At 68.1% G+C, this 22,828-nt stretch carries 15 protein-coding genes and 1 riboswitch; of the genes, 7 read left to right on the top strand and 8 right to left on the bottom strand.

Translation table 11 applies throughout. From position 1 onward, the window contains the following. The first annotated feature begins 1,259 nt into the window (after nucleotides 1-1,259). On the top strand, nucleotides 1,260-6,947 hold the full coding sequence (gene pulA / locus VFG33_RS35960; RefSeq protein WP_325057493.1) for a pullulanase-type alpha-1,6-glucosidase: 5,688 nt from the start codon (nucleotides 1,260-1,262) through the stop codon (nucleotides 6,945-6,947). Nucleotides 6,948-6,951: 4 nt separating this feature from the next. On the opposite strand, the gene VFG33_RS35955 is transcribed toward pulA, so the two are convergent. After that, on the bottom strand, nucleotides 6,952-7,962 hold the full coding sequence (locus VFG33_RS35955) for a serine hydrolase domain-containing protein (protein ID WP_325057492.1): 1,011 nt from the start codon (nucleotides 7,960-7,962) through the stop codon (nucleotides 6,952-6,954). Between the two features lie 109 nt (nucleotides 7,963-8,071). Here VFG33_RS35955 and VFG33_RS35950 point away from each other — a divergent pair, with 109 nt between their 5' ends. Further along, nucleotides 8,072-10,210, top strand: a complete 2,139-nt coding sequence (locus tag VFG33_RS35950; protein WP_325057491.1) for a M1 family metallopeptidase — start codon at nucleotides 8,072-8,074, stop codon at nucleotides 10,208-10,210. Here VFG33_RS35950 and cuyB read toward each other — a convergent pair. Genes cuyB through VFG33_RS35930 form a run of 4 tightly spaced genes read right to left on the bottom strand, consistent with a single transcriptional unit; the run spans nucleotide 10,125 to nucleotide 13,751 of the window. After that, entirely contained in the window at nucleotides 10,125-10,889 is a 765-nt protein-coding gene (gene cuyB / locus VFG33_RS35945) for a cysteate racemase (RefSeq protein WP_325057490.1), read from the bottom strand. The genes VFG33_RS35950 and cuyB overlap by 86 nt on opposite strands. After that, entirely contained in the window at nucleotides 10,886-11,251 is a 366-nt protein-coding gene (locus VFG33_RS35940) for a RidA family protein (RefSeq protein ID WP_325057489.1), read from the bottom strand. The genes cuyB and VFG33_RS35940 overlap by 4 nt, the downstream gene beginning before the upstream one ends. Then, nucleotides 11,248-12,243: a threonine ammonia-lyase gene (locus tag VFG33_RS35935; RefSeq protein WP_325057488.1), complete on the bottom strand. Its 996-nt coding sequence runs from the start codon at nucleotides 12,241-12,243 to the stop codon at nucleotides 11,248-11,250. Before VFG33_RS35935 ends, VFG33_RS35940 begins: the two co-directional genes overlap by 4 nt. After that, nucleotides 12,240-13,751, bottom strand: a complete 1,512-nt coding sequence (locus tag VFG33_RS35930; protein ID WP_325057487.1) for an amidohydrolase family protein — start codon at nucleotides 13,749-13,751, stop codon at nucleotides 12,240-12,242. The genes VFG33_RS35935 and VFG33_RS35930 overlap by 4 nt, the downstream gene beginning before the upstream one ends. Nucleotides 13,752-13,812: 61 nt before the next feature. Between VFG33_RS35930 and VFG33_RS35925 the strand changes: the two genes are divergently transcribed. Continuing rightward, nucleotides 13,813-14,892 carry an Lrp/AsnC family transcriptional regulator gene (locus VFG33_RS35925; RefSeq protein ID WP_325057486.1) on the top strand — a complete coding sequence of 360 codons (1,080 nt, stop codon included), beginning with the start codon at nucleotides 13,813-13,815 and terminating at the stop codon, nucleotides 14,890-14,892. Here the strand turns inward: VFG33_RS35925 and VFG33_RS35920 are convergent. Together VFG33_RS35920 and VFG33_RS35915 are read right to left on the bottom strand one after the other, a co-directional pair. Beyond that, nucleotides 14,889-16,445, bottom strand: a complete 1,557-nt coding sequence (locus tag VFG33_RS35920; protein ID WP_325057485.1) for an AbgT family transporter — start codon at nucleotides 16,443-16,445, stop codon at nucleotides 14,889-14,891. The genes VFG33_RS35925 and VFG33_RS35920 overlap by 4 nt on opposite strands. Nucleotides 16,446-16,582: 137 nt before the next feature. Further along, nucleotides 16,583-16,954 carry a DoxX family protein gene (locus tag VFG33_RS35915; protein WP_325057484.1) on the bottom strand — a complete coding sequence of 124 codons (372 nt, stop codon included), beginning with the start codon at nucleotides 16,952-16,954 and terminating at the stop codon, nucleotides 16,583-16,585. Nucleotides 16,955-17,061: 107 nt separating this feature from the next. Between VFG33_RS35915 and VFG33_RS35910 the strand changes: the two genes are divergently transcribed. Continuing rightward, nucleotides 17,062-17,919 carry an RNA polymerase sigma-70 factor gene (locus VFG33_RS35910; protein WP_325057483.1) on the top strand — a complete coding sequence of 286 codons (858 nt, stop codon included), beginning with the start codon at nucleotides 17,062-17,064 and terminating at the stop codon, nucleotides 17,917-17,919. Here VFG33_RS35910 and VFG33_RS35905 read toward each other — a convergent pair. Further along, a complete protein-coding gene (locus VFG33_RS35905) occupies nucleotides 17,916-18,794 on the bottom strand; it encodes a diacylglycerol/lipid kinase family protein (RefSeq protein WP_325057494.1) in 879 nt (292 codons plus the stop codon). The genes VFG33_RS35910 and VFG33_RS35905 overlap by 4 nt on opposite strands. Nucleotides 18,795-18,870: 76 nt before the next feature. On the opposite strand from VFG33_RS35905, the gene VFG33_RS35900 reads away from it, so the two are divergent. The 3 genes from VFG33_RS35900 to VFG33_RS35890 all read left to right on the top strand — a co-directional run bounded on the left by VFG33_RS35900 (nucleotide 18,871) and on the right by VFG33_RS35890 (nucleotide 22,748). Continuing rightward, on the top strand, nucleotides 18,871-20,268 hold the full coding sequence (locus tag VFG33_RS35900; protein WP_325057482.1) for a serine hydrolase domain-containing protein: 1,398 nt from the start codon (nucleotides 18,871-18,873) through the stop codon (nucleotides 20,266-20,268). Between the two features lie 90 nt (nucleotides 20,269-20,358). After that, nucleotides 20,359-20,466: riboswitch (guanidine-I (ykkC/yxkD leader) on the top strand. 51 nt (nucleotides 20,467-20,517) lie between these two features. Continuing rightward, on the top strand, nucleotides 20,518-22,074 hold the full coding sequence (locus tag VFG33_RS35895) for an amino acid permease (protein ID WP_325057481.1): 1,557 nt from the start codon (nucleotides 20,518-20,520) through the stop codon (nucleotides 22,072-22,074). Further along, nucleotides 22,071-22,748: a DUF1989 domain-containing protein gene (locus VFG33_RS35890; protein WP_325057480.1), complete on the top strand. Its 678-nt coding sequence runs from the start codon at nucleotides 22,071-22,073 to the stop codon at nucleotides 22,746-22,748. The genes VFG33_RS35895 and VFG33_RS35890 overlap by 4 nt, the downstream gene beginning before the upstream one ends. Nucleotides 22,749-22,828 lie beyond the last annotated feature (80 nt).

Raw genomic sequence — 22,828 nt, 5'->3', positions numbered from 1 at the left:
CGCTTCGCGGCCCTTCGGGCTCGAACAAGTTCGACCCTTGACACCCACCACGTCGACCAGGGAAGGACGCAGCTACGCGGATCCGCGCTGACGTGTGAGCCGTATCCAGGGGATTCCGTTCGCCCGGGTGGTTCGTGTGGGATGTTCGGCCCTTCCGCTGATTCCGTCGGCCCGGGTGGTGCCGGTTCCCGAGGTGGCCCCATCCGGACCTACAGAAGTCGCGGAACCCTGTCCGGGAACCGGTTTCCCGGGTGGTTTCGGTGGGTTCTGTAGGTCTGGGTGGTGGGCCGTGCTGCAGATCGTGGCGTGGGTCGGCTGCCGGTTTGTGGGACCGATACCGGTCTACTGGGCGCTATCGGTCGAACAACCCGCTATCGGCGGTAGGCGGGTCCGGGTGGATGCCGGGTCGTTGGGCCGATGCCGGTCTGTCGGGCGGTATCGGTCGAGCAGGCGGGCATCGGCCGGCGCGGTTTACCGGGCGGCTCTCCGGGTGATCCGCCTGGTGGTGTGCGGGTTCCGTCAGGTGGTGTGCGAGGTCTTGGCGGCCGGGAAGGGCCGGTGACCGGGCCGTGTTTGGGGGGGTGACCACTGAGATTGTGGGTTGCCCCTCGAGATTCTCAGGTGACAACCCACAATCTCAGTGGTCAACCCCGTCCAGATCCGGCGCAAGCGCGACGGCCGGCGCCGGTGTGGGGTGCGCCAGTCGCCAGGGCCAGGGAATCCTCAGCCCCCCACTCCCGGCGAACCGCCCGCGCGGCCGACCGGCGAACCACCCCGCGGCGGACCCGACGAATCACCCGGGCGGCATCTCCTCGACGGAATCCCTGAACCTGTGGCCGTACTTGTCAGCGGCTCCGGGCGTAGCTGCGTCCTTCCCTGGTCGTGGTGAGGTGTGTCAAGGGTCGAACTTGTTCGATCGCCGAAGGCGACGCCAAAGGCGCCCTTGATACAGCTCGCCGCGACCAGGGAAGGACGCAGCCCGGCGACGCGAACCACCCACACCTACGCACCCGAGAACCACACGCACCTACCGGCCGACGAACCACCAGCACGCGGCGGACCGGCGTACCTGCTGCACGATCGAACGCCTCCAACCGTTGACGGTGGGGAGTCGGCAGTGACCTGAACGCGACCTTTGAGGTCTTCCCCCGGCGGGAGTCGCGGGTTAGCGTCCGGGCAGATTGTCCTGGCTTGGGAGGGGTCCTGTGATGCTGAGGTCTGCGATGCGCCATGCCCGTGTTCGTCGGTTGACGGCGGGGGTGACTGCGGTTGCGGTTGTCGTGCTTGGGCTCGGTACTGCGACGCCGGCGCCTGCGGGGGTCGCCGCGGACCGCGTGATCACCGTGGCGGGGTCGCTGCAGACCGAGTTGGGGTGTCCGGCTGACTGGGCGGCCGCCTGCTCGGCGAGCGAGCTCGCGAAGGGGACCACAGGCACGCAGTACGGCAGAGTCTTTGACGTGCCGGCGGGCGCCTACGAGTTCAAGGTCACGGTCAACGGGAGCTGGGACGAGAGCTACGGGGTCGGTGGGGCGCTCGGCGGGGCGAATATCCCGCTGCGGATCGAGGGGCCGGCCAAGCTGCGGTTCGACTACGACGACACGACCCATCTCGTCACGGTGAAGCCGGTGGACCTGGCCGGTACCGGCGTGACATCTGCCGACAAGCAGCTGGCGAGCCCGAGTCTGCGCGAGGACCTCACCAAGGAGCGGTTCTACTTCCTGATGGCGGACCGGTTCGCCAACGGTGACAAGTCGAACGACGCCGGCGGCCTCACCGGCGACCGGCTGGGCACCGGGCTCGACCCGACGGACAAGGGGTTCTACCACGGTGGCGACCTGGCCGGGGTGATGCAGAAGCTCGACTACATCAAGTCACTCGGTACTACGTCCATCTGGCTGACGCCGTCTTTCAAGAACCGGCCGGTGCAGGGCGCGGGCGCTGACGTGAGCGCCGGGTACCACGGGTACTGGATCACCGACTTCACCCAGATCGACCCGCATCTGGGCACCAATGCCGACATGCAGAAGCTGATCCAGCTGGCGCACGGCAAGGGGATGAAGGTCTTCTTCGACATCATCACCAACCACACCGCGGACGTGATCGCGTACCAGTCCGGCCAGTACGGTTACATCCCCAAGTCGACGAGCCCGTACAAGGATGCCAACGGCAACGTCTTCGACGACAAGCTCTACGCGGGCGGCGACACCTTCCCGCCGCTGGACGCGAGCACGTCGTTCCCGAACGTCCCGGTGTTCAAGACTCCGGCAGACGAGACGGTCAAGCAGCCGGCCTGGCTCAACGACCCGACGCTCTACCACAACCGCGGCGACTCGACCTTCGCCGGCGAATCAGCGGAGTACGGCGACTTCGTCGGGCTGGACGACCTCTTCACCGAGCAGCCGAAGGTCCGCGACGGGATGATCGACGTCTACAAGACCTGGGCCGAGCTCGGCATCGACGGCTTCCGGATCGACACCGTGAAGCACGTCAATATGGAGTTCTGGCAGAAGTTCTCGCCCGAGATCCTCAAGGCCGCCAAGGCGAAGGGGACGAAGGACTTCTTCATGTTCGGCGAGGTGTTCGACGCCGATCCGAAGTTCATGTCGACCTACACCACCAAGGGCGCGCTGCAGGCGACCCTCGACTTCGGGTTCCAGCAGAACGCGCTCGCCTTCGCGCAGGGCAAACCCAGCTCGCAACTCCGCGACTTTTACGCCAACGACGACTACTACACCGACGCGGACTCGAACGCGTACCAACTGCCCACCTTCCTCGGCAACCACGACATGGGCCGCGTCGGCACGTTCCTCAGACAAGCGGGCGCGACTGGTCAGGAACTGCTTGCCCGGGACAAGCTCGCGCATTCGCTGATGTTCCTCACCCGCGGTCAACCGGTGATCTACTACGGCGACGAGCAGGGCTTCACCGGTCCCGGCGGTGACAAGGACGCGCGACAGGACATGTTCGCGACCAAGACCACCGAGTACACCGACGACGAGGTGGTCGACGGCACCGGCACGACCACAATCGGCAGCAAGGACAGGTTCGATGTCACCGCGCCGATGTACAAGCACATCGCGGAACTGCAGAAGCTGCGCTCGAAGTACCCGGCATTGGCCGACGGGACGCAGGTGCACCGCTACTCGTCGAACGCGGGCGGGCTGTACGCGTTCAGCCGGTACGGCGCCGACCGGACCGAGTACCTGGTGGTGTCCAACAACGCGACGACCGCGAAGACGGCCACCGTGCCGACGTACGTCAAGAACGGCTCGTTCAAGCCTGTCTACGGCGGCTCGAAGTCGATCAAGACCGACCGTGAGGGCCGCGTCCAGCTCACACAGGCGCCGCTGTCCGTGACGGTCTACCAGGCGACGTCGAAGCTGCCGCATCGCAGCAAGGCGCCCGCGGTCTACATGAGCTCGCCCGAGCTGGGCGCCACGGTCGGCGGCCGCGCGGAGATCGCCGCTGCCGTGCCGGAGAACGCTCCGGTGACCGTCACCTTCGGCTACCGCCCAGTCGGTACTACGGCGTGGCAGCGACTGGGGTCCGACGACAATGCGCCGTACCGGGTGTTCCAGGACGTCAGCGGTCTACCCAAGGGCACGCTGCTCGAGTACCGGGCCGTGCTGAAGGATGCGTCCGGCAACTACTCCGTCTCCGGCTCGTACGGCGTGGTCGGCGACCCGCCGCCTCCCGGTGGCGGGGGTGGTACCGGCCCGGTGACCCAGCCGGCCAACGTGAGCGTGCCGGGTGCCCACAACAACGAGATGGGCTGTGGCGACGACTGGATGCCCAACTGCGACCAAGCCCAGCTGACGCTTGACCCCAAGGACAAGGTCTGGAAGGGCACCTACACGCTCCCCGCGGGTGAGTACGCCTACAAGGCAGCGATCAACAAGACGTGGGACGAGAACTACGGCGCCGGCGGTGCTCTGAACGGCGCCAACATCTCCTACACAGCGCCCGCGACACCAGTGACCTTCTACTACGAGCACGGTAGGCATGTGGTCACGTCGAACGCCGAGGGGCCGATCGTCACGGTGCCGGGCTCGTTCCAGTCCGAGCTAGGTTGTCCGGGCGACTGGGCGCCCGACTGCATGCGACCCTGGTTGACCGATGCGGACGGGGACGGCACCTACACCTGGTCGACGAGCGAGATCGGAGCAGGCAGCTATGAGGCGAAGGTCGCACACGGTCTGTCCTGGACCGAGAGCTACGGTGCCGGCGGCAGCCCGACCGGCGGGAACATCCCCATCGTCGTGCCTGGTGACGGACTCGTCGTCACCTTCTCGTACATCCTGTCGACGCACGTGCTCACCGTGACCACCTCCAAGCCGGGAGCCCAGCCAGACCTCAAGCAGGCCAAGGCGTACTGGCTCGGCCGCGACCTGCTCGCAGTACCGGCCGTTGCTCATCCCGAGCGCTCCCGGTGGCGGCTGCACTGGTCCCCCACCGGCACACTCGCTGTGGACTCGGACGACATCGGCGGATCGTCGTCCGGGCTGCGCTACGACCCGGCCGGGATCCCAGCCGCCGTGCTGGCCAAGTTCCCTGCGCTGAAGGGATATACCGCTCTCCGGCTCGATCACGCTGACGCCCGCAAGATCCTCACCGGACAACTAGGCCTCGCCCAGTACGACGACGCCGGGCGCCTGCTCGACGCCACCGGAGTGCAGATCCCCGGCGTCCTGGATGACCTGTACGGCGGATCCGCAGCAGGTCGCTCGTACGGCGTGACGTGGCGCGGTGGAGTCCCGCAGTTCACCCTCTGGGCGCCCACCGCGCAAAACGTCACGCTGCTCGTCGGGTCCCAGCGGGTACCGATGCAGCGGAGCACGGACGGATCCTGGTCCGTGAACGGCAAGAGATCATGGGAGAGCGCTCTCTACCGCTACGAGGTGACGGTCTACGCGCCGAGCACCGGCAAGGTGGAGACCAACGTCGTCACCGATCCGTACTCGCTCGCGCTCACCACGGACTCGAAGTACTCGGTCGCGGTGGACCTCGACGATCAGGCCGGCAAGCCCGCTCTCTGGGCCAAGACCCCTGCCCCGAAGCTGGAGAGGGCGGTGGACTCGACGATCTACGAGTTGCACGTCCGGGACTTCTCGATCAACGACACCACGGTGCCGGCTGCTCATCGCGGCACGTATCTCGCATTCGCGGACGAGGGCAACGGCACGAAGCACCTGCGGCAACTGGCTCAAGCCGGACTGAACACGGTCCACCTGCTGCCGACCTTCGACATCGCCTCCATCCCAGAGAGCGCTCACCAGGATCCCGCGTGTGATCTCAAGTCGTTCGCGCCGGACTCCGAGCAGCAGCAGGCCTGTGTCAGTGCGGTCGCCGCGAACGACGGCTTCAACTGGGGCTACGACCCGTACCACTGGCTCGCTCCAGAAGGGTCGTACGCGACAGCCAAGGATGGGCTGGCCCGCGTAGCCGAGTTCCGCACGATGGTCGGCGGGCTGCACAAGTCCGGGCTCCGCGTGGTGCTCGACCAGGTCTACAACCACACTCCGGCGGCCGGCCAAGCACCGACTTCGGTACTCGACAAGGTCGTGCCCGGCTACTACCAGCGGCTGAACGCGACCGGCGGTGTGGAGACTTCGACCTGCTGCAGCAACATCGCCACCGAGCACGCGATGGCCGAGAAGATCATGGTCGACAGCACGGTCTCGTGGGCGAAGAACTATCGCGTCGACGGCTTCCGGTTCGACCTGATGGGCCATCACAGCAAGGCGAACATGCTCAAGGTCCGCGCCGCCCTCGACAAGCTCACGCTCGCGCGCGACGGCGTCGATGGCAAGAAGGTCTACCTGTACGGCGAAGGCTGGAACTTCGGCGAGGTCGCGAACAACGCGTTGTTCGTCCAGGCCACCCAGGGCAACCTCGGCGGCACCGAGATCGGCACGTTCTCGGACCGGATGCGTGATGCCGTTCGCGGCGGCGGCCCGTTCGACACGGATCCGCGGGTCCAGGGCTTCGGCTCGGGCGCCGCGAGTGACCCGAACGGTGCCCCGGTCAACGGAACCCCCGCCGACCAGGTGAAACGGCTCGCCCACGACACCGATCTCGTCCAGCTCGGACTGGCGGGCAACCTCCGTGCGTTCTCCTTCCGATCCGCCGACACCGGCAACGTCGTACGGGGCGATGGGGTGGACTACAACGGAGCGCCGGCCGGGTACGCCGATCAGCCGGTCGAGGTGATCAGCTATGTCGATGCCCACGACAACGAAACGTTGTGGGACTCGCTCACCTACAAGCTGCCCGCGTCGCTGCCGATGGCGGACCGGGTCCGGATGAACACGTTGTCCTTGGCAACCACCGCGCTGGCGCAGACGCCGTCGTTCTGGCACGCCGGTTCGGACCTGCTGCGGAGCAAGTCCCTCGACCGAAACTCCTACGACTCGGGCGACTGGTTCAACACACTCGACTGGACCGGCGCCGACAACGGCTTCGGCCACGGTCTGCCACCCAAGACGGACAACGAGGCCAAGTGGTCCTTCATGAAGCCGCTGCTCGCCAACCCGGCCCTCAAACCGAGCGCGGCTGACGTCGCGACTGCCTCAACCGCGGCCGACGACCTGCTGAAACTCCGTTTCTCGACGCCGCTGTTCCGTCTGGGGACCGCCGACCTCATCAACCAGAAGGTCTCGTTCCCCCTCAGCGGCACGCCCGCGGCCAAGCCGGGCGTCATCACGATGCGGATCGACGACACAGTCGGCCCGAACACCGACCCGAAGCTCAAGGGCCTGCTCGTCGTCCTCAACTCCACCGGCGCCACCGTGACCCAACAACTCCCGGCCCTGACCGGCGCGACCCTCGCCCTCTCCCCCATCCAGTCCGCCGGCTCCGACCCCATCGTCAAACAAACCACCTGGACCGCGGCCACCGGAACAGTCTCAGTCCCGCCCCGCACAGTCGCAGTACTGGTCCAGCCCTAGGCCACTAGTCCAACCCCGCCGCGAAGACGGCGGCCACCAGCGCGTCCTCCTCGGGCGGCGGAGCATCCGTCCCGGTGTAGGACAACGAGAACTGGCGGCCGCCGTCACCCGTGTGGAAGCTACAGGTGAGGTATCCGTAGATCCCGCCGAAATGCCCCCACACTTCCTCACCGTCGGCCAGCACCCGCCGCATGATCCCCAGCCCATATCCATGGTTGGCCCCACTGTTATCGACAGTCGCCAACATGGCCTCGAGCTCCCCCAGCCCCGCCACCTCACCGGACAGCAGCCCCGCGTAGAACGTGTTGAGATCCGCCGCCGTCGACACGATCTCACCGGCGGCCCAGGCCTGCGACACGTTGAACTCAGCCGTGTCCACCAACTCACCATCCACCGGCATGTACCCCTGCGCATGGGGCTCCGGCAACCTGACCTCATCACCCGGTACGACGGTCCGCCGCATCCCCAGCGGGTCCAGAATCCGCCGCCGCACCTCAGCCCCGTACGACGCACTCGTCGCGACCTCGATCACCATTCCCAGCAGGATGTAGTTCGTATTGGAGTAGGCCCACATCGTGCCCGGCGCGAACACCGGATCACGGCTGACCGCCATCCCGACAGCACGCATCGGCTCCCACTGCACGAACCGGTCCCGCACGATCGCCGCCGGGTCGCCCAAATCGTCGGTGTAGTTGTGCAACCCACTCGTGTGATTGAGCAACTGCCGCACCGTGATCCCCTCCCCACCAGGCACCACCCCCGGCAACCAGCGCTCGACGCTGTCCCCCAAGGCCAGCACCCCTTCCCCGACAAGCTGCAGCACGACCGCCGTGGTGAAGGTCTTCGTCACACTCCCGATCCGAAACCACCCTTCCGGATCAACCGGCGCACCAGTAGCAAGATCGGTGACCCCACTGGAGCCGCGCCACTCCCGCTGTCCATCGCGATAGTGCAGCAGTACTCCGGCCGCACCCGTCCGCACCAGTCCGTCGAGAACCCGCTGCAGCTTCGGCATCCGCTCACCCTAGATCGCTCGTGGGACTAGCTGCGCTGACCCCTTCCGCAGGTGCGTTGTGGTTCCTATCGTCGAAAGTTGGACTGCACAGCGCGTCCGAGGGGGAATCATGCGCAAACGAGTTGCTTTGCTGTTGTCCGGAGTACTGGTCACGACGCTGAGTCTGGGGCTCGCCACCGGGACCGCACCGGCAAGCCACGCACCACCTTTCCCGCCGGGGGCGGTGGGCGCCGGGGATCCCTACTTCGTCACTGACGGGAACGGTGGGTACGACGTCAAGCACTACCTGCTGGACGTGAAGTACGCCCCGGCGACCGACCTGCTCACCGGTGTCGCCACGATCCGCGCCCGGACGACGCAGAACCTGTCCCGGTTCAATCTCGACCTGCGGGGACTGACCGTCCGCTCGATCACCGTCGACGGCCGGCCCGCCCAGTGGTCCCGCGCTGGTGACGAGCTCACAGTCACGCCGCGCTTCGGCCTGCGCAAGTCGAAGGACTTCACCACCGTCGTCCGCTACGACGGTGTACCGCAGGTCCTCAGCGACGGGAGCGGGTTCCTCCACACCGACGACGGGACGCTGGTGATCGGTGAGCCGCAGGTGGCCGATACATGGTTCCCGGTGAACGACCACCCGAGCGACAAGGCGGCGTACACGTTCCGCATCGCGGTCCCGGCAGGGCTCGAGGCGGTCGCGAACGGCGTACTGAAGGACAAGCGCACCAAGCACGGCTGGACCACGTGGACGTGGGACGCCAAAGAGCCGATGGCGTCCTACCTCGCCACCGCGACGATCGGCCAGTTCGACCTGCGCTCCTACCAGCACAACGGCGTCCGCTACTGGGACGCCTTCGATCCGGACCTGTTCGACGAAGCCGCACCGAGGACCGGTCAGCGCTACGCCATCTCCCAGCGGGTGGCAACCGACGACGCGTCGTACAAACGGCTGGCCAGGACGATCAGCGTGCCCGCCTCAGGTGCGAATCTGTCGTTCTGGGTCGCCTATAACACCGAGCCGAACTGGGACTACCTGTTCGTCGAGGCACACACCGTCGGCCAGGACAACTGGACCACCTTGCGGGACCTCAACGGCCACACCAGCCAGAGCACCGGCTTCGCCTGCCCGTTCTGGCTCGACCTGCATCCGTTCCTTAGGCACTACCAGACCGCTCAGCCGAACGACACCTGCAGGCCGACCGGGACCAGCGGCGCCTGGTGGGCGGCGACCGGTCGCAGCGAGGGGTACCAGCAGTGGAAGGTCGACCTGTCGGCGTACGCGAGCAAGAACGTCGAGGTGTCGATCACCTACGCCAGCGACGACCTCGCCCAGCTTCCCGGCGTGGTCGTGGACGACGTGGTCGTCTCCACCGGCGCCGGTACGACGTCCTTCGAGGCCGACGCCGATCCACTGGACGGCTGGACCGTCCTCGGTGCACCGGCCGGAAGCGCACCGAATCCGAACGACTGGATCACAGGCACCCTGGCGGACGCACCACCGAGCACCGGCGAGGTCGTCGAGGCCTCGTTCGCCCGGCAAGGTGAGATCGTCGACTTCCTCTCGGCCAATTTCGGGCGGTATCCGTTCTCGGCCGCGGGCGGCATCGTCGACGACCTCGCCGACGTCGGCTTCGCGCTGGAGAACCAGACCCGCCCGATCTACGCCCGGGAGTTCTTCACCGACGCGGTCTCCGGCCAGAACGTGATCGTGCACGAGTTGGCGCACCAGTGGTTCGGCGACAGTCTGGCCGTGGCCCGCTGGCAGCACATCTGGCTGAACGAGGGCTTCGCCACCTACGCCGAGTGGCTGTGGGACGAACACGAAGGCGTGCACACCGCCCAGGACACCTTCAACTTCTTCTATAACCAGTTCGCGGCGGACCACGAGTTCTGGACTCTGCCGATCGGCGATCCCGGACCGGACCACCTGTTCGACTTCCCGATCTATGCACGCGGCGCGATGACACTGCATCAGCTACGGCTGGCCGTGGGCGATACCGACTTCTTCACGATCCTCCGGACCTGGGCGAAGTCGAACCGCGACGGCAACGTGGCGACGCCGCAGTTCATCGCGTTGGCCGAGAAGATCTCGGGACAGCAACTCGACAGCCTGTTCCAGACCTGGCTCTTCTCCACCACCAAGCCCGTGGTCAGCAGCGCCGCGGTCACCAGGACCGCGACGAGCGCGCAACCACCCGCGGCGGCGCGCAACCTGATCGAGAGGCTGGGCCAGAAGTCGTTGCTCCGCTGAGGGCGAGGTCGACGACCCGGCGGGCCAGGAGCCTGGCCGGGTCGACGACCGGTAGGCCGACCGCGGCGCCGTCGAGCGCGAGCACTATTTCGGTGCAGGCAGCAACCACTCGCTGCGCCCCACAGGCGGCCAGTGCCTGGGCCACCTCGACGAGCGCCTGGGCCTGCGCCGGGCCGGACCGGCCGGCTTTGACCGCGACGATGGCATCCATCACCCGCTCCTGATCGACGGGCGATGGCTCGACGGTGGCGATACCGCGGCGGGCCAGCGCATCGGCGTACAGGCGTGAGTGGACTGTTCCCGTCGTGGCCAGCAGACCCGCTGCCCGTACGCCGGCCGCGGCGAGGTGGTCCGCGGCGACCTCCACGATGCTGACCAGTTGAAGGCCGGCCGAGCGCGCCAGCGGCGGGACGAACGCATGTGCCGTATTGCACGGCACAGCGAGAAGGTCGCAGCCGGCGTCGACGAGCGCGTCGATGCCGCGCTGCAGCCACGGGGTCGGATCCTCCCCCGTCCCGAGCAGGTTGTCGCTGCGGTCGGGTACGCCGGGATCCGCCCAGATGACCACCGGCAGGTGTTCCTGGTCCCGCCCGGCCGGGGTCTGCTCGACGAGCTTCGTGTAGAAGTCGATGGTTGCCGCAGGCCCCATTCCGCCCAGTACGCCGATCCGCCGGCTCACCTGGCCCGTGCCACGACGTCGATCTCCACGACAGCGCCGTACGGCAGGCCCGACACCTCGACCACGGTCCGGGCCGGCCGTGGCGCCGGCCAGACCGCGCAGAACTGCTCGTTCGCCTCGTCCCGCAAGGTGATGTCGGTCAGGTAGTACGTCGCCTTGACGACATCTTCCAGCCGGGCCCCGACTGTCGCCAGGCGACGGCGAGCGGTCTCCATCGCCTCCGCGAGTGCCTCAGCCCGACCGCCGACGACGACCCCGTCCGGCCGCAGCGGCAGCGAACCCGACACGAACACCAGGCCGCTCGCGACCACCGCGTCGCTGTACGGATGCGGCTCCGTGGTCGGCCGCTCGTCCACGCTCATGCCTCTCGCCCCGGAGCCAGGACGGTCGCCAGGAGGGCCGGGTCGACCGAGCCGCCGGAGACGACAGCCGCGGTACGGGCGCCGACCGGCACAACCTCGTGCATCCAGGCAGCGACCGCGACCGCACCGGCTGGTTCGACCACCAGCCGGCCCTCGATCGCCAGGTGACGCATCGCCGTGAGGATCTGCGCTTCGGTCACGGTGACGATCTCGTCGACATAACGACGGATGTGTTCCCACGGATGAACCCCGAGCGCCGTGGTCCGCAACCCGTCAGCCACGGTGCGGTAGGTGCGCTCCGGCTCCCAAGTGATCCGCCGCCCTTCCCGGAGGCTCTCGGCCGCGTCGGCCGCCAGCTCCGGCTCGATCCCGATCACCCGTATGTCGGGTCGCTGCAGCTTGATGGCGGTCGCCACGCCGGAGATGAGCCCACCACCGGAGACCGGGACGAGAACGACATCGACATCAGGCACCTGCTCGAGGAGTTCGAGCCCCACCGTGCCCTGGCCGGCGATGATGCGCGGGTCGTCGTACGGCGGCACGTGGACATACCCCTCGGCCGCCAGTTCGAGCGGCCGGATGTCCCGGCGCGCGGCGGGTACGAGTTCGACCTCGGCGCCGAGCGCGCGGACGGCCGCGACCTTGGTCGCCGGAGCCGCGTCCGGCATCACGATGACGGCGTGCAGACCGAGCCGGCGTGCGAGCCAGGCCACCGCCCGGGCGTGGTTGCCGGAGGACTGCGCCACGATCCCGTTGGCCCGTGCCTGGTCGAGGACCTGGGCGATCGTGTTGTACGCGCCCCGGAGCTTGAACGCACCCGTCGGTTGCAGCGATTCGGCCTTGCAGTGCAGCACCTTCCCCGGCCTCGTCGGGTGCGGCAGGGCGACCACCGGAGTACGCAGTACGACACCTGCGATCCGATCCGCGGCGGCGCGGATGTCGTCGAGCCCGACCAGCGGGACGGCGGTCGGCGGGGTGGTTTCGGTGCTCATCGGGCTCCCCTGATGACGGGACGGCCGGGCATCGCCGAGGCGACCACGGTGCCGTCGTTGACAATGAACTCACCGGCGACCAGGACGTGTTCGACACCGGTGGAGCTCGCCTGCGGTGCGTCGTACGTCGAGCGATCGGTCACCTGGGCGGCGTCGAACACGATCAGATCCGCGTCCGCCCCGGCCTGCACCCGGCCCTTGCGGGTCATCGCCGGGCTGGCCTTCTCGAGGAACTGGGCCGGCAGCAACGAGCAACGCCGAAGCGCGTCGCTCAGCGTCAGGGCACCGGTCTCGCGGACCATCGTGCGGAGGAACCGGGAGAACGTGCCGGTGGTCCGGGGATGCGAGACCGCGTCACCCGGCAGCGGCTGGTCGCCCTCGACCACGAGACCACCCGGGGTGGTGAACGGGATCGCGTCGGAGGCGACCGCGGTGTCCTCCAGCAGCAGCGCCCGGTGGATGACGGACAGGTCCGCCTCCAGGCTCTCGTCGAGATAGTGGATGATCACCAGCGCACCGGGCGTCTCGCGGCGGATCTGCAGCAGCCGCTCGGCGTCACGGGGACGTTCGCCGCTCGCCACGATGCTGAGGTTCGACGGCTGGATGCCCAGCCTGGTCAGGTTGTCCGGGTGCAGGAACGGTACGCCGACCGCCGTCATCCCGGCGCCGTACGGATAGGCCTCGGTGGTGACGTCGAGACCACTGGCCCGGGCACCGTCGATCAGCCCGGCGACCTCGTCGATGGCGCGCAACGAGGTGGAGTTCACGTGGCACAGGTGCATGTGGGCACCACTGCCGGCCGCCGCGGCGACCACCTCGGCAACGCCTTCCAGGGCGGACCCCGGTTCTTGGGGATTCTTGAAGCGGGCGTGGGTGAAGGTGGGGACGTCGTACCGGGCGGCCGTGCCGGCGACCCGCAGGTACTCACCGCGGCCGGTCTGTGGCGCGTAGCCGACGAGGACCCCGATGCCGAGCGCCCCGGCGTCCAGCTGGTCCTCCAGCCGACCGAGGATCTTGGCCAGGTCGTCCGCGCCCGCGGGCTGCTGCCAGCCGGTGCCGGCGATGCCGTTGGTGAAGTCGAGGAACCCGCCCTGGGGGCTGGAGCCGTCCATCACATCCATCCGTGCCTGCGCCCAGGACGCGGAGTACCCGTAGTTGACCGGCCTGCCCTCGGCAGCCGCGCGCTCGAGCGACCCCGCTACGTCTCCCGCGCCGGACTCGAGCTCCAGGGCGGTGGTGACACCGTCGAGGGCCTGCAGCCGCAGGGACGGGATGGTCTGCGCGTGGCTGTGCAGATCGATGAAGCCGGCGGTCACCACCCGGCCTCGCACGTCGAGGGTCCTGGCCGCGCGCGGCGGCGGCCCACCCACGGCGACGATCGTGCCGCCGGTGATGGCGACGTCCAGGACGTCGTCCAGACCCGTCTCCGGATCGATCACTCTGCCACCGGTCAGCAGCAGGTCGCAGGCGGCGACCTGCCCGTCCACCGCTGCGGGTTGCGAAACCATGAACCGGTCCTCTCGTTGCTTGATTGGCGCCCAGCCAGTATCCGGAACTAGGCTCCTACGCATGGCCAGACGCCGTATCGGGACAGCCGGGGTGACTCGAACGCAGGATCCGGACGCAGCGGCGAGAACTCTGTTGTCCGAGGGCGACCTCGCCCTGATCGATGGCCTGCAGATCAACCCCCGGGCCGGCTGGGCCCAGCTCGGCGACGTCCTCGGCGTCGACCCCGTCACCGTCGCGCGCCGCTGGGAGCGGCTGAACAACGCCGGCGAGGCCTGGGCGACCGCCGCGCTCGGCCAGCGCCAACTTCACACCATGACGATGGCGTTCCTGGAGCTCGACTGTGAGGCGGGCGCGACGGTCGAGGTCGCGGACGCATTGGCGGAGGCAGGACATCTGATCACCGTCCAGCACGTGGCCGGCAGTTATGACCTGTGGGTGATCGCGGTCTCGGCATCGCTGCCTCCCCTGGCCGACCATCTGCTCACCGGGTTGCCACGACTGCCGGGCGTCCGGAAGATCCGTACCCACATGGCCACCCGCGTGTTCGACGCCTCACGCCGCTGGCGACTGCGCGTGCTGTCGCGGGCGGCGGTGGCGGCCCTGACGCCGGAACAAGGACCGATCGAGTCGACCAGACCGATGGACGACATCGACCGAAGCCTGTTCTCCGCCCTCTCGGTCGACGGCCGCGCGACCTATCCCGAACTGGGCGACCTGGTCGGGGTGTCGGCACGGACGGTCCAGCGAAGGCTCGCGCGGCTGGTCGCCATCGGGGACGTCGACTTCCGTTGCGATCTCGCCCGGCCCTTGGCGGGGTGGCATGCTGCTGCCGTGCTCTGGCTCGAGATGCCCGACCACCTGCTGGAGCAGACCGGCCGGGCCCTGGTCGAGTGGCCCGAGACCCGCACCTGTGCTGCGGTCGCGGGCCCGGCCAACATGATGCTCACCGTCGGCCTGCACTCGGTGTCCGACCTGCATCCCCTGGTCACCCGGCTGACCGGCGACTTCCCCCATCTCCGGGTCGTCGATCGGCAAATGGTGCTGCGGCAGTCGAAGCTGTACGGGCGGGTGCTGGACGCGTCCGGCCGTTGGGTGCGAGCCACCCCGGTCGACCCGTGGGCCTTGGAACGACGGCCCTAGGGCAGGAAGACGGACTGGCCCGGTCCTGGCGGCAGGTCGAGGAAGAAGAACAGGGCGAGGATGCCGACCCAGACGAGGGCGAAGGCCGGTACGAACGGGAGCAGCCGCGCCACCAGAGTGCCGAGCTTCAGGTTCGGCTCGTACTTCCGAGCCATCGTCAGCACCAGGTACAGGAAGATGTGCATCGGCGAGACGGCCTGGGTGACCGAGTCCCCGATCCGGTGGGCCGCCTGGATCATGGCCGGCGAGATGTCGAGCAGCATCAGCGCGGGAACCATCACCGTCGACTCCAGCGACCACAGGCCGCTGCCCGAGGTGATCACCAGGTTCAGCAGTGACGACAGCACCACCAGGAACACCAGCACCCCGAACCCCTGCAGCCCGATGCTCTCGGCGCCCTCGGCCAGCTTGACCGCCATCAGCACGCCGAGGTTGGAGTAGGCCAGGACTGCCAGGGTCTGGGACACGATGAAGATCAGCACGATAAAGCCCGCCATGTCGCGGATCGCCTTCTCCATCAGCGAACCGACCTCGCGCTTGTCCTTCTCGACCGGCAGCGCCCGGGCGTAGACCAGCCCGAAGATGAGGAAGGACAGCGAGATCGCGATGACAAGGTTGTTCAGCAGCGGCGACGGGATCAGCGTCCCGCCCTCGCCCTGCAGCGGGGACCCCGGCATCAGCCATGCGGTGACGAGCACCACCCAGAACACGGCGACCGCACCGGCCGCGATCAGCACGGCGCGCTTCTCGGCCGCGGTGACCTGCACCTTCGCGTTCTCCTCGGTCCCGCCGCGCCAGGGGCCGAGTTTGGGCTCCAGCACCTTGTCGATCAGGAAGCCGCCCACGATCGGCAGGATCAGGCCGGCCGCGGCGCCGAAGTAGTAGTTCATCGCGATGTTGCCGTGGAACTCGCTGCCCAAGGGGAGCAACGAGGCCGCCTTCTGCGTGATACCGGCCAAGGACGCGTCCAGCGTGCCCATCAGCAGGCCACCGCCGTACCCGGTCGCCGTGCACGCGTAGGCGCCGATCAGCCCCGCGAGCGGGTGGCGGCCGACAGCGAGGAAGACCAGGGCCGCCAGCGGCGGAATGACCAGGAACGACGCATCCGACATCACATGGCCCTGGCAGGCGACGAGGGCAACGACGTACGGCACGGCCCACCGCGGCACCCGGGAGAAGACGAGCCGTACTGCGGCTTCCAGCCCGCCGGTACCTTGCGCGACGCCGACCCCGAGGACCACGACCAGGACCGGACCGAGGGCCGGGAAGCTGACGAAGTTGTCGATCACCCCGTCCATCAGTGCGACCAGCCCGTCGGGCGTGAGCGCGCCACGGATCGGCATCGCCTCCTTCACCCCGGGGACAGCGACCGTGACGCCGAAGGCCGCGACCACGGTCGAGGCGACCGCGATCAGGACCAGCAGGCCGACGAAGAGCAGAAACGGGTTGGGGAGCTTGTTGCCGACTCGTTCGACCAGACCGAGCACGCCACCGAGACGGCTCGTTCCGTTGTCGGTGGTCAACTCGGTGCTGGGGTCTTGTTGCGTAGCCATGGATACCTCGCGCCGTCGGGCCGGAATTCGTGGCGCTCAGTCTGTCGTGATGACCTCTCGAAAATTCGCCACGCGCAGGATTCCGACATAACTCCGCTCTGAATGCAGGATTACGCCCGGGTATGTTTCCGGCGGATTTAGCCCAACTGGGCGAAGCGGGTGGCGGCTACGAAGGCGCAGAGGGCTAGGAGTACGACGTTGATCGCGACGGGACGTGGTTCCTTCAGGGAGGCGTGGGAGACGGCGGCGCCCATCATGATGATGCCGAGGCCTACCGCCGCCGTTGGGGTCAGGGCGCGGGCGGTGTCGGTGAGCCAGGGAGCGAGGAGGCCGATCACGGCGAGTAGTTCGCAGGCGGCGACGACGCGGACCAGGGGCATCGGGAGTGGGGCGATGCCCGTCTGGCCGGTGGCGATCAGGCGGTCGCGGGACGTGGTCGACTTCGCGACGCCTGACACGGTGAACACGACGACCAGTAGGCCGGTGACGATCCAGGCGGCGATGTTCATGATGTCTCCTCCGTTCGGTGCAGTTACGGTCGGAGACGATTGACATAGGTCCGCTGTGACAGGGGCAGTGTCACAGCGGGAGGGACTGGATCGTCTTAGAGGGCGTGATGGAACAGACCAGCGCTGAGCTCAGGCCGTTGCTGCTGTCGATCGCGTACCGGATGCTTGGCAGCTTCGGGGACGCGGAGGACGTGGTGCAGGAGGCCTACCTGCGCCTGCACCGGGAGCCGGCCGAGGTCGACTCCCCCAAGGCCTTCCTGACCACCGTGACCACCCGACTGGCAATCGACCAGCTCCGGTCCGCCCGCCGCCAGCGGGAGTCGTACTTCGGGCCGTGGTTACCCGAGCCTGCCGTCGACGAGTACGTCGATCTCGCGGACCGGGCGGCCATGTCGGACTCGCTGTCGACCGCGTTCCTCGTCGTCCTGGAACGGCTCTCGCCGGATCAACGAGCTGTCTTCCTGCTGCACGACGTGTTCGCCTACGACTACGACGAGGTCGCCTCGATCCTCGCGAAAAGTCAGTCGGCCTGTCGGCAGATCGCCGTACGGGCTCGTCGTCAGGTGCAGGAGGACAGGCCGCGGTTCGACCCGTCGAGGCAGGAGCGGGACGAGTTGGCGCGGCGGTTCGTGGCGGCCTGCGAGGAGGGCGAACTGGAGGGGCTTGTCGCGCTGCTCGCGCCTGAGGCGACCTTCACGGGCGACGGTGGCGGGAAGGGGAACGGGCTGCCGCGACCGGTGTACGGCGCGGAGCGGGTCGCGCGGGTGGCGGCTGGTTCGTTCGCCAAGGCGCACCGCTTCGGGATCCGCGCGGAGACCGTGCACGTCGGCGGGCATCCGGCCCTCCGGATGCGCGACGCCGACAATCACACAGTCGCGGTGTGGTCACTGCTGATCTCCGACAGCCTGATCGTCGCGATCCACGGTGTGGTGAACCCGGACAAACTCACCCACCTGCAGAACTAGGGAACGCGGACCAGGAGAGCGCCTGGATCGACCGACGCGCTGAGGGTGCGGCCGTCGGCGATGGTGTCGCCGTCGAGTTCGCGGCGGACGGCCCTCTCGGCGGTGACCTGGATCCGCCGGCCAGTGAAGCGCTCGATGTGACGGCCCTCGGCTAGAGGCTTGATCACCAGGCTGAGGGCCAGGCGCGGCCAGTGGGTGAGGCGGCGCGGGGCCAGGACGACCGCGTCGATCAGGCCGTCGTCGGGCTTCGCGTCGGGCAGCAGTGGGATGTTCGCCTGCAGAGTGCCGACGTTGCCGATCACCACCGTGCGGGCGCGACGCCGTACCGGCTGCTGGTCGTCGACGATGATCTCGACCCGCACGAAGGGATGGTTCAGGTTCCGCAGCGTCGACACCACGTACGCCGCCCAGCCGACCCGCTTCTTCAGCTCGTCCGGTGCGTCGGCGATGATCGCGGCGTCCAGCCCGAGCCCGCCCATCACCACGAACCGGTCGGTGCCGAGTTCGTCGCCCTCGACCAGGATGCTGTCGATCCGCTGCTCGTTGCCGCCGAGCAATTCGGTCAGGGCGACCTCGAGATCGAGGGAGATGCCGAGATTGCGGGCGAGCAGGTTGCCCGTCCCGGCCGGCAGCACGGCGACCGGGATGCCCGACCGCGCCAGCTCCGCGCAGACCACCCGGACCGTCCCGTCACCACCGGCGACCAGCACGAGATCGACCGTCTCCTCGATCGCCCGCTTGGCCATCGTCGAGCCCGCATCGTCGGCGGTGGTCTCGAGCCAGAGCGAATCGTCGAACCCGCGCTCGGTCAACGCGGCATCGACCGTACTGCGGAACGCGTCGACGTCCGGCACTTTCACCGGGTTCAGGATCACCGCGGCGCGTCTCGTAGCGCCGTCAGCAGATGGACTCGTCAAGTTTTGGTCCGTTCCAGGGGATAGCGTGCGGTGGGTGAGCAGCCTTCCACGGAGTACCCCCGAAGCCCAAGGAATCAACCCCGCCGCGCTGGACGCGTTCGTTGGCGCGCTCGATGCTTCCGAGCAGGAGATCCAGACCCTGATGGTGGTGCGGCACGGTCACGTGGTCCTGGCGGAGGAGTGGTCGCCGTACCGGCTGGCTGACCGGCACCTGCTGGCCTCGGTGTCGAAGAGTTTCACCTCGATGGCGATCGGCCTCGCGATCGAGGCGGGACTGCTGTCCGTCGACGACAAGGTGGTGTCCTTCTTCGACGGTGACGACCTGCCCGAGAAGATCGGCGAGAACCTGGCCGCGATGGAGGTCCGGCACCTGCTGACCATGTCCACCGGGCACGCCGATGACACCATCGATCGGATCGGCCGGGCCGGCGACAGTGACGGCCGGATGGTCCGCGCGTTCCTGGCGCTCGAGGTGGAGCACGAGCCCGGGGCGCCGTTCGTCTACAACACCGGTGCGACGTACATCCTGTCCGCGATCCTCCAGAAGGTGACCGGGGAGAAGCTGCTCGACTACCTCTGGCCGCGGTTGTTCGAACCCCTCGGCGCCACCGAGGCGATCTGGGAGACCTCTCCCGAAGGCATCAACGTGGGCGGCTGGGGCCTGAGCCTCAGCACCGGGAGTCTCGCCGCCTTCGGCCAGTTCCTGTTGCAGCGCGGTGCGTGGGAGGGTCGCCAACTCGTCCCGGCCGAGTGGATCGACGCGGCGACCTCCAAGCAGGTCTCCAACGCCGACCGGGACACCGCCGACTGGCAGCAGGGATACGGCTACCAGTTCTGGCGAGCGCGGCACAACTCGTACCGCGGCGACGGCGCCTTCGGCCAGTACTGCATCGTGCTACCGGACCTCGACGCGTCGGTGATCATCACCAGTGCGTCGAAGGACATGCAGGCCACGATGAACGTCGTCTGGGACCACCTGCTGCCGGCCCTGGAAGGTGCCGAGGTCGAGGCTGTCCCCCGGCCCGAGCGCCTGGAGCTTCTGCCGCCGACGGGAGCCGCCCCTCAGCCCGGTGACGGCAAGACCTACCGGTTCGACGAGAACAACCCCGCCGGCCTGAGCGCAGTACGGCTGGATCCGGAAGGCACCGGCACGTTCACGTTCGAAGGCAACCGACCCGGCACGAGCGGCACCCAGGACCTGACCTTCGCGCAAGGCGACTGGCAGGAGCAGACCTTCGTCCTGCCGGATACCCACGAACGCCTGGTGACCTCCGCGTACGGCGACGGCGACGCGTTCGTGGCGACCACCCGACTGCTCGCGACACCTTTCGTCCTGACGCTGACCTGCCGGCCGACGGGCGAAACGCTGACCGTCGACGGCACCTGGAACGTCCAGTTCGGGCCGCTCGAGTTCACCATTGCCTCCAGCTGACAAGGCAGCGGTGATTTAACTCACCTGTTACCAGAGGCGCCTGTTGCTGAAACAGCGCGCCTCTGAACTGATTCCGACCCGCTGACGAAGGCGGGGCGCCCCTAGGGTTCCGCTGCCGGCGACGGCAGGACTGGTCCGAGAGGGGAGGCGGCGCCGCACGTCGGCGCCGCTCCACGGCGGGACAAAAGCCCGGGAGGCCTTGATGGCCCGGCCGTGCGCGCGTTCGGGCCCCATTCTGCGGAGGCCGGAATGCCAGCAACGCTCGACCAACCCGCCGTGGACGGTGGCAGCGCCGCCGACCTCGGCCACTTCGGATACGCCCAGCAACTCAACCGTCGCGTCGGCACCTACGCCTCGTTCGCCGCCGGCTTCTCCTTCGTGTCGATCCTGACCACCGTCTTCCAGCTCTTCGGGCTGGGCTTCGGGTTCGGCGGCACCGCGTTCTTCTGGACCTGGCCGGCCGTGCTGGCCGGGCAACTGATGGTCGCGTTGTGCTTCGCCGAACTGGCCGCGCGCTATCCCATCTCCGGCGCGATCTATCAGTGGGCCCGACGGCTCGGCGGCTCGGTCGTCGGCTGGTTCGCGGGCTGGACGATGGTGATCGCCCAGATCGTCACGCTGGCGACGGCCGCGATCGCCTTGCAGGTGGTGCTTCCCGCTGTCTGGAGCGGATTCCAGCTCGTCGGCACCGACTCGTCACTCGCCTCGCGTGACGGCGCGGCCAACGCCGTACTGCTGGGTTGTCTGTTGCTGGTGGCCACGACCGTGCTGAACGCGACCAGCGTCCGGATCACCGCGATCGTGAACTCGGTGGGAGTCACCTGCGAACTGATCGGCGTCGTCCTGATCGTCGTCCTGCTCTTCGGCAGCGCGGAGCGCGGTCCGTCCGTCGTGCTGCACACCACGAACCTCGACAGCTCCACCGGGTACGTCGTACCGCTGCTGATCTCGGCGTTGATGGCGGCCTACGTCCTGGTCGGCTTCGACAGCGCGGGCGAACTCGCGGAGGAGACGCACAAGCCGCGCGCCACCACGCCGCGAACGATCCTCCGCGCGGTCCTTGCCTCAGGCATCGGTGGTGCCTTCCTGATCATCGCCGCGTTGATGGCCGCGCCGTCCGTGGTCGACGGCGAGCTTGCCACGCAGGGACTGCCCTACGTGCTCACCAGCCAGCTCGGCACCACCACCGGCAAGCTGCTGTTGCTCGACGTCGGCATCGCGGTCTGCGTCTGCACCTTGGCGATCCAAACAGCGGCGGCGCGGATGATCTTCTCGATGGCTCGCGATGAGGTCCTCCCGTTCTCCGCCAAGCTGCGCCGAGTGTCGCCTCGCACCGGTACGCCGGTACTGGCGACTGTCGTTCCGGGCGTGGCAGCCGCCATCTGCCTCGCGGTCAACGTGGGCAACGCCGGGTTGTACCTGGGGCTGGCGAGCGTCTGCATCATGCTGCTCTACATCGCGTACCTGATGGTCACGGGATCGCTGCTGGTTCAGCGCATCAAGGGCGATCCGGTGGCAGCCGGGCTGGACGAGGACGGCAAGAAGCTCTTCTCGCTCGGCCGCTGGGGCCTGGTCGTCAACGTGATCGCCGTCGCCTACGGACTCGCGATGGCGATCAACCTCGGCTGGCCGCGCGCCGATGTCTACGACCCCGCGGGTGAGGGCTGGTATCTGCACTACCTCCCCCTGATCACGCTCGCGGTCGTCGCGGTCGGCGGCGTGGTGGCCTACCGATCCCAGCGCTCGCGGTACCACGCGTCGATCGGCCTCGCTGCCGCCGCCGAGCCCGAGGGCGCCAGCGCATGAAGCACGAGCTCCCCGGCGGCGCCGCCTGGTCGGCGCCGGCCCGGGCCGGCACGCTGATCACACTGACCGCACTGGCGGCCGGCGCCAACGCGTCGGTGCTGATCATCGGTGCGGACCGGCTCGACCGCCTCAACATTCCCGACACCCTGAAGTCCCAGATGTCCGCGCGGATCAAGTCCTCGATGGTGCTGATGTCGGACCGCGGCACCGCCCTCGCCACCGTCATCTCCTCGAGCCTGGATTGGCATGACTGCCTCGGCGGCTTCGGGCACGACCGGCACCTGGAACGGTTCGGCCGTTCAAGCTATGCGAAGGACGCGAACGACTGGCGACGCTCGGCGCGAACCGGGTTGATCAGCGAACTCACGAAACACGGGTTCGGTGAGGCCGATGTCCATGGCTGCATCAACTTCTTCTCGAAGGTCGGCATCGACTCCGGGGCGACGTTGGCTTTCGTACCGGACCACGCCGCGGCCGGCGACAACGTCGTACTGCGAGCTGAACAGGACCTGCTGCTGTTCATCTCGACGGCCCCGCATCCGTTGTCCAACCAACCGTGGCCGCCAGGTGGCGTCGCTGTGGAGATCTCGGCGGACGACGGCCTTGCTCCACACCTCGAACTGCGTGACGAGGCGGTCCGTGCACTCGAGCAGACCCGCTGGCTGGTCGGATGAGCGCCGCCGACGTGACACTGGACTCGATCGTCGACCCTGGTGACGGCGCTCTGATCAAAGTCCCCGCCGGTGGACGGCTG

Origin of the sequence: Kribbella sp. (assembly GCF_035687465.1) — a bacterium.
In the GTDB taxonomy this organism is placed as follows: Bacteria; Actinomycetota; Actinomycetes; order Propionibacteriales; family Kribbellaceae; genus Kribbella.
The sequence above is the reverse complement of the archived record's forward strand: the minus strand, read 5'-3'. Positions and strand labels throughout refer to the sequence as shown.